This is a genomic window from Fructobacillus durionis, assembly GCF_900112405.1.
Taxonomy (GTDB): Bacteria; Bacillota; Bacilli; order Lactobacillales; family Lactobacillaceae; genus Fructobacillus; species Fructobacillus durionis.
Window position 1 is genome coordinate 392,685 of record NZ_FOLI01000001.1, and the last position, 12,785, is coordinate 405,469.

The 12,785-nt window shown below is 47.0% G+C and carries 11 protein-coding genes; 10 read left to right on the forward strand and 1 reads right to left on the reverse strand.

Annotated elements, in window-relative coordinates; translation table 11 throughout:
- Positions 1-1,236, forward strand: coding sequence for a peptidase T (gene pepT, locus BMZ93_RS01800; protein WP_091501579.1), 1,236 nt, complete (start codon positions 1-3; stop codon positions 1,234-1,236).
- A 67-nt stretch (positions 1,237-1,303) separates the two neighbouring features.
- Here pepT and BMZ93_RS01805 read toward each other — a convergent pair whose 3' ends face one another.
- A complete protein-coding gene (locus tag BMZ93_RS01805; RefSeq protein WP_091501581.1) occupies positions 1,304-1,486 on the reverse strand; it encodes a YjzD family protein in 183 nt (60 codons plus the stop codon).
- Positions 1,487-1,679: 193 nt separating this feature from the next.
- Here BMZ93_RS01805 and BMZ93_RS01810 point away from each other — a divergent pair, with 193 nt between their 5' ends.
- The 9 genes from BMZ93_RS01810 (at position 1,680) to glyA (ending at position 12,758) form a co-directional block, all read left to right on the forward strand.
- Entirely contained in the window at positions 1,680-5,072 is a 3,393-nt protein-coding gene (locus BMZ93_RS01810; protein ID WP_091501584.1) for a DNA polymerase III subunit alpha, read from the forward strand.
- Positions 5,073-5,167: 95 nt separating this feature from the next.
- A complete protein-coding gene (gene pyk, locus BMZ93_RS01815; protein WP_091501586.1) occupies positions 5,168-6,574 on the forward strand; it encodes a pyruvate kinase in 1,407 nt (468 codons plus the stop codon).
- A 91-nt stretch (positions 6,575-6,665) separates the two neighbouring features.
- Positions 6,666-7,667 carry a PhoH family protein gene (locus BMZ93_RS01820; RefSeq protein WP_091501588.1) on the forward strand — a complete coding sequence of 334 codons (1,002 nt, stop codon included), beginning with the start codon at positions 6,666-6,668 and terminating at the stop codon, positions 7,665-7,667.
- Positions 7,667-8,149, forward strand: coding sequence for an rRNA maturation RNase YbeY (gene ybeY / locus BMZ93_RS01825; RefSeq protein WP_091501590.1), 483 nt, complete (start codon positions 7,667-7,669; stop codon positions 8,147-8,149). The genes BMZ93_RS01820 and ybeY overlap by 1 nt, the downstream gene beginning before the upstream one ends.
- Positions 8,127-8,681, forward strand: a complete 555-nt coding sequence (locus tag BMZ93_RS01830) for a diacylglycerol kinase family protein (protein WP_244269330.1) — start codon at positions 8,127-8,129, stop codon at positions 8,679-8,681. Before ybeY ends, BMZ93_RS01830 begins: the two co-directional genes overlap by 23 nt.
- A gap of 3 nt (positions 8,682-8,684) precedes the next feature.
- Entirely contained in the window at positions 8,685-9,596 is a 912-nt protein-coding gene (gene era / locus BMZ93_RS01835; protein WP_091501592.1) for a GTPase Era, read from the forward strand.
- A 78-nt stretch (positions 9,597-9,674) separates the two neighbouring features.
- Complete coding sequence (recO, locus tag BMZ93_RS01840; RefSeq protein ID WP_091501594.1) at positions 9,675-10,466, forward strand: DNA repair protein RecO; 792 nt, start codon at positions 9,675-9,677, stop codon at positions 10,464-10,466.
- Positions 10,463-11,428, forward strand: a complete 966-nt coding sequence (locus BMZ93_RS01845) for an asparaginase (protein ID WP_091501596.1) — start codon at positions 10,463-10,465, stop codon at positions 11,426-11,428. The genes recO and BMZ93_RS01845 overlap by 4 nt, the downstream gene beginning before the upstream one ends.
- A gap of 97 nt (positions 11,429-11,525) precedes the next feature.
- On the forward strand, positions 11,526-12,758 hold the full coding sequence (gene glyA / locus BMZ93_RS01850; protein WP_091501598.1) for a serine hydroxymethyltransferase: 1,233 nt from the start codon (positions 11,526-11,528) through the stop codon (positions 12,756-12,758).
- The last annotated feature ends 27 nt before the right edge of the window (positions 12,759-12,785 follow it).

The following is a 12,785-nucleotide window of genomic DNA, read 5'->3' on the forward strand; positions in this document are numbered from 1 at the left end:
ATGTCAACAAAATACCCAGAATTAATTAACCGCTTTATGCGCTTTGTCAAAGTCAACACACGTTCAAACGAAGAGTCTGAAACGACGCCTTCTGATCCAAAGGAAGTTGCTTTCTTGAAGGACCTTTCAGAAGAACTCCGTTCACTCGGTTTGTCTGACGTTCAAACAATGCCAGATGGCTACGTTTTTGCGAAGATGCCAGCCAACATTGATGATGCTGATGTACCAACGATTGGTTTTATTTCCCACGTTGATACGGCTGACTTCAACTCTGAAAACATTCAGCCACAAGAAGTGAAGAACTATGATGGTCAATCAGTTATCAAGTTGGGTGACTCTGGATTTACTTTGGATCCAAAGGATTTTCCAAATTTGAAAAACTACAAGGGTCACGATTTGATTACAACTGACGGCCGTACCTTGTTAGGTGCCGATGACAAGGCGGGGGTTGCTGAAATTTTTGCCTTGATTGACTACTTGAATGCACACCCTGAAGTTAAGCATGGGGCGCTTTCATTCGCCTTTGGACCAGATGAAGAAATTGGTCGTGGTGCTAATAACTTTGAAGTTAAAGCTTTTGGTGCCGACTTCGCCTACACGGTTGATGGTGGACCACTCGGTGAATTGGAATGGGAAACTTTCAACGCTGCTGGTGCAAAAATTTCAATTACGGGTCGTAACGTTCACCCTGGAACGGCTAAGGATACCATGGTCAACGCTTTGCAATTGGCCATCGATTTGCACAATGCCTTGCCAGCCGATGAACGTCCAGAAAAGACGGAAGGCCGTGAAGGATTCTTCCACTTGTACGCTTTGAATGGTACGCCAGACGAAGCTTCAATGGGCTACATTATTCGTGATCACGATCGAGAAGCCTTTGAGGCGAAGAAGAACCTTTTGATTGTGGCCGCTGACGAATTGAACGCCCAATTCGAAAGCCCACGTATCAAAGTAGACGTACAAGACCAGTACTACAACATGGGTGACGTATTGAAGGACAAGCAGGAATCAGTTGTACTAGCTGAATCTGCTATGAAGGCCTTGAACATCGAGCCAAAGATTGAAGCCGTTCGTGGTGGTACGGATGGTTCGAAGATTACCTTCCTTGGACTACCAACGCCAAACCTCTTTGCGGGTGGTGAGAACATGCACGGTCGTTTTGAATACGTTTCAAAGCAGGTCATGGAACAGGCAACGGACGTTTTGCTTGAAATTGTTCAGGAAGCAGCTAAGTAAATCAGAATAGAAAAAGGACTTTTTGAAGCGAAATGCCTCAAAAAGTCCTTTTTAATTCTTTTAAATTTTACTGAGCGGTCTGGCTGTCCTTTGAAAGGGCAGGGACAACGACAACAGCCAGTTCTCCAATGATAACAGTTACTAGTGCTGACATTGCTGGGTTAAAAGTGACACTCGTCATTTGACCAACGAGGTAGCCGAGAATTAATCCGAAGAATGCTGACCAGATTGCGGTAACGATATAGCGCATTTTTTCACCACCTTTTTTATTTAATGCCAATCTTACGCCTATTTTAGAATTGGTCAAGCAACAGAAACGAATTTTCGTCTAGGAAAAGTCGAGTCAGGGTGGTAGATGCCAGTAAACTTCACGGTTTTTTAAAGATATGAGAACAAATTTTCGGTATAATAAAAGCAAGAATTGTCACGTTTGGGAGGCCTCTATGTACGCACCATTACAAGTGAAAAGTGCTTATTCGCTCTTACAGAGCCCAAGTAGCATTCAACAAATCGTGGATACGGCCAAGGCCCGTGGCTACCAAGCAGTGTCATTAGCTGAACAGAACGTGATGTACTCTTTTGTTGACTTTTACAAGGAGGCCCGGGCGAAGGACTTAAAGCCTGTCTTTTCATTGCAGTTGATGGTGAATGGCTTAGTGAATTTGGCAACGGCCTTTCCGCTCTTGCTAACGGCTTACGAACAAAATGGGTATCAAAACCTGATTGAACTATCTTCTAAGAAGATGACTCTTGAAGACGATGAGCCGATGACTTTGGCCATGTTGGCTGACCATTTGGATGGGCTGGCATTGACTCTAACGCCCGAGTCAGAACTTGGCCAGTTAATTTCAACCAATGATCCATCGACGAAGAATTACTTAGAAAATCTTCTGAAACTGATTGGACAGCCGGGTAAGTTCTACTTAGGTATTTCGCCTAGTCTGTCCTTCGTCCAGCAAAAAGCACTCGCAACCTATGCTGGCGAAAACAATCTACCTTTAATTGCCTGGGACCGGGTTGATTACTTAAATCCGGAAGATACCTTTACAACCCAGGTTCTACGAGCTGTGAATGCTGGAACGGTGCTCGAAAACCTAGGACCACTTTCCCATGAAAAGGGTGCCTTTTACTTGAAGGACCAGGCGGAACTTGCCCAGTCGTATCAGCAAAGCCTTGAATTGAAGAGGGCTTACGAAAATAACGAGGCCTTGATTGATTCCGTTGACGTGGCCCTGAATTTTAAAAAGCCGGCATTGCCCGTCTATCAGCAAGACACCGGTCTCTCGTCGGCCGATTTCTTGAAGAGCCTCGCTCAAGCTGGCCTGAAACGTCGTTTGACTTTGGCTGGTATTCAAGAGGTGCAGCCCTATGTGGAACGTTTAGAAGGGGAACTGTCCGTTATTATCGACCTGGGTTTTGCCGATTACTTCCTCATCGTCTGGGATATCTTAAAGTTTGCCCGTGACCACAGTGTTCAAACAGGTGCAGGCCGTGGTTCAGCCGCTGGCTCCCTTGTTGCGTACTGCCTTGGTATCACAAACGTTGATCCACTCCAAGCCGGTTTGCTTTTTGAACGTTTCTTGAACCCTGAACGTGCTCAGATGCCCGATATTGATATTGATTGGCCAGATGACCGACGGGATGAACTGTTGGCCTACCTACACGATAAGTACGGACAGGCTGACTTCGCCCAGATTATTACCTTTGGTACCTTGGCTGCAAAGCAGGTACTTCGTGACGTCGGCCGTGTCTTTGGTCTAGATGCCAAAGAGCAGAAGAAGCTGACGGACACGATTCCGGCTGGTAAGAACGGTCGAAAAGTCAGCCTAGATGAAACCTTGGCAGACCCTAAGAACCGTTTGGAACCAGCAGTTTCAAAGTACGAGTTTGGAAAGCTGCTTTTGCAGACGGCTCGTAAGATGGAAAACTTACCCCGTAATTATTCCACCCACGCGGCCGGTGTTGTTTTGTCTGACAGTCCATTGACGGAAACCTTGCCCGTTCAGCGCGGCAATGACGGTTATTTGATGACTCAACTGCCAAAGGGACCGGTTGAAGAACTAGGGCTATTGAAGATTGATGTGTTGGGTCTAACGACTTTGAAGATTTTGGCAAAGGGGATTGAGCTGGCGCGTCCGGTTCTCGGGGACGACTTTGATATCAAAAAGATTTCCTTCGAGGATCAGGATACACTGGCGCTCTTTGCGGCCGGACAAACAAATGGTGTCTTCCAGTTTGAATCCCCCGGGATGCAGCGGATGTTGCGACGACTCAAGATTGACCGTTTTGCTTTAATTACGGCCTCGACGGCCCTTTACCGTCCAGGACCAAGTCAGCACATTGAAACCTTTATCAAGCGACGGTTGGGCCAGGAACAGGTACCCAAGTCCGACCCAGTTGTTGATCGGATTTTAGCGGAGACCTACGGAATTCTGGTTTACCAGGAGCAGGTCATGCAGGTGGCGGAAGCCTATGCCGGCTTCACACTGGCTCAAGCGGATTTCCTACGGGCAGCCATGTCGAAGAAAAAAGTCCAGCAGATGAAGCAGGCCAAAGAGGCCTTTTTGAAGGGGGCCCTTGAAAACGGTCACAGCCAGCAAGAAGCGGAACAACTCTTTGACTATATTGACCAATTTGCCAATTACGGATTTAACAAGTCTCACGCTGTGGCCTATTCTGAACTGTCCTTCTCCTTAGCTTATTTGAAGGCACACGCGCCTTTGGCCTTTTATACGGCCTTGTTGAATGCCCACCAGGGTGGGGCAGCGAAGGCACAGGGGTATTTGCAAGAGGCTAAGCGCCGCGGTGTCAAAGTCTTGGGACCGGATGTGAATCAATCCGAGGCGGACTGGTCAATTGAAGACGGCGCCTTACGGATGGGCTTGGGCAATATCTCAGGCCTTCCAACGCCATTCATTACCGATTTGATAGGCGCGCGCAGTCAGATAGGGGAGTTCAAGACAATTCAGTCCTTTGTCCTGGCTTTGCCGGACAAGTGGCGGAAAGAAAAGGTCTTGGGCTTGCTAACCTATGCGGGTGCGTTGGACCGTTTTGGCTATAACCGTGCTGAGTTAATTGAGAACATGGACGACTTGCTGACGGCGGCAGCCTTTGGTGAACAGGTTTTGAAGGAAACGAAGATGCGTCAGGTGCCAGACTTTGGACTGGTGGAACGCTTGCAAAAGGAAAAGGAAGTGCTGGGCTTTAATTTGTCGGGCCATCCAACTGAAGCTTTCCAAGCCGATTACGATGCTGGTAAAGTCAGAAGCATTGCGGACCTGGCTGAAAATCAGCAGGTTTCGATTTACGGCTTGATTAAGCAGGTCAAAGTCATTAAGACCAAGAAGGGGGACCAAATGGCCTTCCTTTCTGTATCCGATATGACTGGTTCTGTTGACGTGACCGTCTTTCCAAAGACTTATGAGCGTTTAGCTGACCAGTTAAAGATCGGACGGGTTTTCCAGATTTCCGGTAAGACGGAATTGCGTCAGGGGCTCTCTTTGATTGCCAACCGTTTGGTAGAAGTGAATCCAAATGAGGGCAACAATCAACGACAGCAGGCGCAATTAACAGAAGCTAGTTCGAAGCAAGAAAGGTCGGAGGGGATTTGGTTCCTCCGTTTAACTGATGAAAAGTCTGAGGTTGAGCAGAAGGCGGCCATCTGGGAATTGATGAAAAAATACCCAGGTCCGAACTTAGTGACCCTTTATTGGCCAGCTACGAAAAAAAGGCAGAATTTGCCAATTCAGTTTGGATTGGCAGGCAAAACGACTGTTATGGCGCCTTTGCAAGAGCTATTGGGTGAAAAAAATGTCGTTTTTAAACAAAAAGCTTAGATTCTAGCTTGTGAATTTACTGCCTTGTGTATTACAATGTCTTTAGGAAGTTGTTTGAAGCAACTCACCAAGATATCAAAGGAGCAGATTTACCCATGAAAAAGACGAAAATCGTCTCAACACTTGGTCCCTCATCAAACGATGTAGATACCATTGTGAAGTTAATTGAAGCTGGTGCTAACGTATTCCGTTTCAACTTCTCCCACGGTGATCACGAAGAACACTTGGGCCGTATGCAAAAGGTTGCAGAAGCTGAAAAGATTACTGGCAAGACAGTTGGACTTTTGCTTGACACCAAGGGTGCCGAAATCCGTACAACTAAGCAAGCTGATGGTAAGATCCAATTCACCACTGGTGACGTATTCCGTATCTCTATGGATGCTGACTTGGAAGGTACACACGACAAGATCGCTGTTACATACCCAGGTTTGTATGATGACGTTAAGGTTGGCGGAAAGGTTCTCTTTGATGATGGTTTGCTTGGAACAACTATCATGGAAAAGGATGACGCAAACCGTGAATTGGTCGTAAAGGCTGACAACCACGGATTGCTTGGATCACGTAAGGGTGTTAACGCACCTGGTGTTTCAATCAACTTGCCAGGTATCACTGAAAAGGATGCTGATGACATCCGCTTCGGTTTGGATCACGAAATCAACTATATCGCGGCTTCATTCGTTCGTAAGCCTGAAGATGTTTTGGATATCCGTGCCTTGTTGAAGGAAAAGAACATGGAACACGTTCAAATCATCCCTAAGATCGAATCACAAGAAGGTATCGATAACTTGGATGCTGTCTTGGATGTATCTGATGGTTTGATGATTCCTCGTGGTGACATGGGTGTTGAAATTCCTGCAGAAGATGTTCCTCTTGTGCAAAACGAAATGACAGCCAACATGAACAAGCGTGGATTGCCAGTTATTACTGCCACTCAAATGCTTGACTCAATGGAAGATAACCCACGTCCTACACGTGCCGAAGCAACTGACGTTGCCAACGCCGTATGGAACGGAACTGACGCTACTATGTTGTCAGGTGAATCAGCTAACGGTGAATACCCAGTTGAAGCCGTTACAATGATGGCTAAGTTGGACGAAAAGGCAGAAACTGTTTTGCCTAAGTACAACCGTCACAAGGATACTTTCTATCCAAACGACGACATCGAAGCTGCTGCATACTCAGCTGCACGTTTGGCTGACTCTGTTGATGCCAAGGCCGTTGTTGTCTTGACTGAATCAGGTTACGAAGCACGTATGCTTTCAAAGCACCGCCCAATGGCACCTATCTTCGCTTTGACTAACGAAGAACGCGTACAACGTGGTTTGACTTTGAACAACGGCGTATTCCCAATCTTGGAAAAGAACGCTATCAAGTCAGCTGATGAATTGGTTGCTGAAGCTAAGAACGTTGCTAAGGAACAAGGCGAAGCCGTTTCAGGTGACAAGATTGTTGTTATGTCTGTTGCTAAGTCAGCAAACAGCGTTTCAGTTGAAACTCTTTAATTTAAAGTCTGTTTCACTCAAAAGTCCGACTCTGTCGGGCTTTTTTTGTGTTAAAATTAAGAAAGTTCCAAGCAAATGAGGGATATGATTTTTGACAAAACAGAGTGAAAAGATTTTTACCTTTCAAAACATTGAGCAGCAGAGCGTTTTAACTGGTACTAACGACCAGTTACTCGTCTTAATTGAAGAGGCGCTTCATGTCACCATTCATGTTCGTGGTTCACAAGCGGTCATTGCTGGTGAAGAGGCGGATTTAACGAAGGCCTATGCCGTCTTAGACGTTCTGGCCAAACTTGTGAAAAAACAGGTTTCGGTTGGACCGGCGGACGTGGTTTCTGCTACCACAATGGCGCAGAAGGGGACGCTTGAATACTTTTTGGACTTCTACCAGGAATCCATTATTCGTGATAATAAGGGACGGGCTGTCCGCGTGAAAAACTACGGACAGCGCCAGTATGTCTCAGCAATCAAGCATAACGATTTGACTTTTGGAATCGGTGCAGCGGGAACCGGTAAAACCTTCCTGGCCGTGGCAATGGCTGTGGCCGCTCTGAAAAAGGGAGAGGTTGAGCGGATTATTATCGCCCGTCCCGCCGTTGAAGCAGGGGAGTCACTTGGTTTCTTACCAGGGGACTTAAAAGAAAAAGTCGACCCCTACATGCGACCAATATACGATGCCATGAACACCTTAATTGGTGCTGATCACGTTGAACGTTTAATTGAACGGGGTGTCTTGGAAATTGCGCCTTTGGCCTATATGCGTGGTCGAACTTTGGATGACGCTTTTATCATTGTCGATGAAGCGCAGAACACGACGAACGCCCAGATGAAGATGGTGCTAACCCGTCTGGGCTTTCAGTCAAAGATGGTCGTCAACGGCGATCCATCCCAAATTGATTTGCCAAAGGGTGTGAAGTCCGGTTTATTAGCCGCGCAAAAGATTTTGCAGGGATTGAACCGCGTGGACTTCGTTCATTTTGACAGTCAGGATGTCGTTCGACACCCAGTTGTGGGACAGATTGTCACGGCCTACGAAGAAGCCGATGAAAAATTAAAAGCATTGAAAAAAGCACGTGAAGAAGGACAAGCATAATGGATTTAGCGATTATTGATCAAACCAAGGATGGGGTCACACAGTTCCACAAGGACTTGGTAACCTATGTTTTGGACTATGCTGGTAAATACATCGACTTACCAGATAACACGGAGATGTCCGTGACTTTTATGAACAACGATGCCATCCAGGCCTACAACCGTGACTACCGTGGTTTGGACAAGCCAACGGATGTTATCTCTTTCGCCATTGAAGAAGATGGTGATGATAGCCCAGTCTTGGCCGATGAAGAGATGGATGCTGAAATTGCCAAGAACATTGGTGATATCTTGGTTTCAGTTGATATTATCGAGAGCCAGGCCGAATACCTTGGCCACTCTTTCGAACGTGAACTCGGATTCTTAGTGGTTCACGGTTTCTTGCACTTGAATGGTTACGACCACATGCTTGGTGAAAAAGAAGAAAAAGAAATGTTTGATTTGCAGAGGAATATTTTAGATGACTATGGACTCCGACGCTAAACGCAGCGAAAACCTACAACGTGATGAACTAGCCCGTTTTCAAGATGAGCTTGATCAATCGTCAAAGGTTCAACAGCAAAGTCAGCAGAAGGAAATCTCTGATGAACACGGACGGGAAACGGGTCGAAACCGTAATTTCTTTAAATCGCTCTTTAACGCGATTAAGGGGATTTTACTGGTTCTTGTTCGCGAACGAAACATGCGCTTCCACGTTGGCTTCGCCTTGATTGTGCTGGCTGGTGGTCTCTACCTAGGATTAAACCGTTCGGAGTGGCTCTGGGTTGTGATTGGCGTGTTCTTAGCCATTTATGGCGAATTCGTTAACACCGTTGTCGAAGCGGTGATTGATTTGATGGTGGATAAGCGCTACCACCCACTGGCAGGTCTGGTAAAAGATGTGTCAGCCGGAATGGTGCTGGTTTCTGTGGCAGCTGAAATGATTATCTTGTTCTTAATCTTCCAGCCACACCTCTGGCACTTCTTCGGTATCGAAACAGACTTCTCACGCTTCATTCACCGTTTGAAAGGATAATTCATGACTAAAGAAGGATTTAAATCAGGTTTCGTTGCAATCATTGGACGACCAAACGTGGGGAAGTCCACATTACTAAACCGTATTGTTGGCGAAAAGATTGCCATCATGTCAAACAAGGCGCAGACGACTCGTAACAAGATTCAAGGAATCTACACGACGGATGATGCACAGGTTGTCTTCATCGACACTCCTGGTGTTCACAAGCCACAGAACTCATTGGGCGATTACATGGTGAAGTCCGCCTTTTCTGCCTTGCACGAAGCCGATGCCATCTGGTTCGTTGTCGACGCTTCGAAGAAGCGTGGTGCCGGTGATAACTTCATCATTAACCGTTTGAAGGATGTTAAGAATACGCCAATCTTCTTACTCATCAACAAAGTGGACTTACTTAAAAAAGAAGAACTCTTTGAAGTGATTAAGACTTATCAGGAAGATGCGCCCGAATGGACGGAAATCTTCCCAATTTCTGCTACTGAAGGGGACAACGTTCCTGAATTGTTGGACACGGTTATCGCGGACTTGGACGAAGGTCCTCAGTACTTTGATGCCGACCAATTAACGGACCACCCAGAGCGCTTTGTTATCTCGGAATTGATTCGTGAAAAAGTCTTGCAGCTAACGCAGCAGGAAGTGCCTCACTCAGTGGCCGTTGTCATCGATAAGATTGAAACAGCTGACGATGGCATTGTTCACATTCAAGCTTCCATCATTGTTGAGCGCCCAACACAGAAGAACATTGTGATTGGAAAGCAAGGAAAGATGATCAAGCAAATCGGAACCCGTGCCCGTAAGGACATCGAGCGTTTGCTCGGATCCCGCGTCTTCTTGGAGACCTGGGTTAAGGTCGAAGAGCGTTGGCGTGACCGTCCTCAGGCCTTGCAATCATTGGGTTACCGTAAGGACGACTTTTAAAAGAAATAAGATTTTGCGGCTGGTCGCACAACTGGCCGCTTTTTCGTACATAGACATGCTAGAAGAAAGGAGAGGGTCATGGCGCTGATTGAAGGATTGATTTTACATACAACCGCCTACCGGGATAATGATTTACTGGTCAAAGTCTTTACCAAAGACGCTGGCATTATCACGGCCATGGCCCGGGGTGCCAAGAAGCAAAAGTCGAAGTTGGCGCCCGTTGGACAGGCCTTTACCTGGGTGGTGGTTGACGGGATTTACCCAAAGAATCAACAGGGTCTGGGCTTTATCAACTCCATTCAGGAGAGCCGGATTTATAAGAACGTTGTCACGGATTTAACGGCTGCGGCTTATGCGGCGCTGATTGCCAAGGACTTAACGGTTGCCTTGGAAGAAAATGTTCCACAGCCCGACTGGTACGAGAAGACCCTCGCAGCCTTTGAACAGTTAAACAAGCAAAAGGACCCACAGGTGGTGGCCAACATTATGGAATTGCAGTTACTACCGGTCTTTGGTGTTTCACCGAACTGGGTTCGTGACCCCTTATCCGGTGCTGAGACAGGGGACTTTGACTACTCCGATAAGTACAACGGGATTATCGAGAAGTCCCACTTTGATATGGATGACCACCGGCTGCACTTGGACCAGAAGACGGTCTACTACTTACGGCTCTTTTCAACCATTGATATCAGTAAGCTGGGGTCGGTGACACTATCGCCGATGACTAAGCGGGGTATTCAGCGAGTCGTCGATTATTTATACGATCAGCAGGTCGGTTTTCAACCGAAAGAAAAGCGTTTTATTCAAAAAATGGCCGCCTTTGAAGGGCAGTTACAGATTAAGCCACGTAAAAAGGAGAGTGAATCATGAAGAAGATTTTAGTTTTACATACTGGTGGAACCATCGCCATGCATGCTGCTGAAGACGGTGACGTGGAAGTTGGCTCAATTAATCCATTGAATCAGGCACAGTTTGATTTTCCTGCCGTTGATTTGGAGATTGAAAACCCCTTTAACATCCCCTCTGAGCACATTACGCCAGAACATATGTTAACACTCTATAACCGCCTAAAAGACGCTGAGAAAGACTATGACGGCGTTGTAATTACACATGGAACGGATACACTCGAAGAAACGTCTTTCTTCCTGGATAAGACCCTTGATTTGACTATTCCAGTCGTCATGACCGGGGCCATGCGTTCCTCAAATGAACTCGGTTCTGACGGTCTCTATAACTTCCAATCTGCTTTGCGGGTGGCCATGGATGAGGAAGCGGGGAACCGTGGCGTGATGGTTGTCTTGAATGATGAAATTCACGCGGCTCGCTTTGTCACCAAGACCCACGCCACGAACGTGGCGACTTTTGCATCCCCAATCTCTGGACCAATGGGTATGATTACCAAGCGGCAGATTATCTTCTTTTACGATTTGCCAAAGACAATGACCTACCCAATTGCTGCAGTGACCAAGAAGATTCCCGTTATGAAGGCCTACGCCGGAATGGATGGGCAGATTCTTTCACTCTTTGCTGAAACCGAGCATATCGACGGGATCATCATTGAAGCGCTGGGGGCCGGAAATTTGGGTGAAGATGCCGCCCGTGGGGTCCAGGAGTTACTAGACGCCGATATTCCGGTTGTCATTGTTTCCCGTTCATTCAACGGTTTAGCGGAACCGGTTTACGACTACTTAGGTGGTGGTATTCAATTGGAACGCGAAGGGGCGATTTTTGCCCGGGCAGTGAACGGGCAAAAGGCCCGTCTAAAGCTTCTTATCGGTTTGGAGAACGGTCTTTCAAAGAAAGCCTTGAAAGACTTTTTGAACGAATTCTAAGGAAGCGCGCTATAATAGTTTGGTAAAGCTTTTTACATAACGGTGGTAATCGTGCCTCGTTAAAAGTCCGGATCACATATACGTAGGAGAAAAGCACATGACATTTATGCAACAAGACCCATTGGTCTTCTCAGGAATCGAACAGGAAGCGGCTCGTCAGAACCGTACCATTGAGTTGATTGCCTCTGAAAACTTTGCCTCACCAGCCGTTCGCGCGGCCCAGGGCTCTGTTTTGACGAACAAGTACGCCGAGGGTTACCCATACAAGCGTTACTACGGTGGAACTGAATACGTCGATATCATCGAGCAGGCGGCTATTGACCGTTTGAAGGCGCTTTTCGGTGCCGAATACGCCAACGTGCAACCCCATTCTGGCTCACAGGCTAATGCTGCCGCCTACATGGCCTTCTTGAAGCCTGGCGACACGATTTTGGGGATGGATTTGGAAGCCGGTGGTCACTTGACCCACGGTGCCAAAGTCTCATTCTCTGGTAAGGTTTACCATTCTGAGTCATATGGCTTGGATCCTGAAACAGAAGAATTGGATTATGATGCCATCATGGAAAAGGCCAAGGCTGTCCAACCACAGATGATTGTGGCCGGGGCTTCCGCATACTCACGTTTTATCGACTTTAAGAAGTTCCGTGAAATCGCCGATGAAGTCGGTGCCTTCTTGATGGTCGACATGGCTCACATTGCTGGTTTGGTTGCCGCTGGTTTGCACCAGAACCCAGTTGGTATCGCCGACGTTGTGACATCAACAACCCACAAGACTTTGCGTGGTCCACGTGGTGGGGTAATCTTGTCACAGGAGAAGTACGCCAAGAAGATTAACTCAGCCATCTTCCCTGGTTCACAGGGTGGTCCTTTGGAACACGTGATTGCTGCCAAGGCCGTGGCCTTTGGAGAAGCTTTGCAACCAGCCTTTAAGGACTACGCAAAGCAGATTATCGCCAATGCCAAGGCCATGGTTGACGTCTTCAACGAAGCCGAAACGATTCGCGTGGTGGCAGGTGGTACTGATAACCATCTCTTCAACTTGGACCTAACAGCAACTGGCTTGACCGGTAAGGAAGCTCAGGAACTTTTGGATGCCGTATCCATTACAACCAACAAGGAAGCGTTGCCTAACGAACAACGTTCACCATTCGTGACATCTGGTATCCGTATTGGAACACCAGCCATTACCACTCGTGGATTTGATGAAGCAGCCAGCCGTAAGGTGGCCCGTTTGATTGTTGGGGCTCTTGAAAATCCAGATGATGACAAGGTTTTGAAGCAAATCAAGCGCGATGCTGAAAAACTTGCTATGCAGCACCCAATGCCATAAATTAACTTATGTTTTTATACTAAAATG

Coding starts and splice junctions, on each gene's coding strand:
- pepT (WP_091501579.1), top strand. CDS start 1: ATGTCAACAAAATACCCAGAATTAATTAACCGCTTTATGCGCTTTGTC.
- BMZ93_RS01805 (WP_091501581.1), bottom strand. CDS start 1,486: ATGCGCTATATCGTTACCGCAATCTGGTCAGCATTCTTCGGATTAATT.
- BMZ93_RS01810 (WP_091501584.1), top strand. CDS start 1,680: ATGTACGCACCATTACAAGTGAAAAGTGCTTATTCGCTCTTACAGAGC.
- pyk (WP_091501586.1), top strand. CDS start 5,168: ATGAAAAAGACGAAAATCGTCTCAACACTTGGTCCCTCATCAAACGAT.
- ybeY (WP_091501590.1), top strand. CDS start 7,667: ATGGATTTAGCGATTATTGATCAAACCAAGGATGGGGTCACACAGTTC.
- BMZ93_RS01830 (WP_244269330.1), top strand. CDS start 8,127: ATGACTATGGACTCCGACGCTAAACGCAGCGAAAACCTACAACGTGAT.
- era (WP_091501592.1), top strand. CDS start 8,685: ATGACTAAAGAAGGATTTAAATCAGGTTTCGTTGCAATCATTGGACGA.
- recO (WP_091501594.1), top strand. CDS start 9,675: ATGGCGCTGATTGAAGGATTGATTTTACATACAACCGCCTACCGGGAT.
- BMZ93_RS01845 (WP_091501596.1), top strand. CDS start 10,463: ATGAAGAAGATTTTAGTTTTACATACTGGTGGAACCATCGCCATGCAT.
- glyA (WP_091501598.1), top strand. CDS start 11,526: ATGACATTTATGCAACAAGACCCATTGGTCTTCTCAGGAATCGAACAG.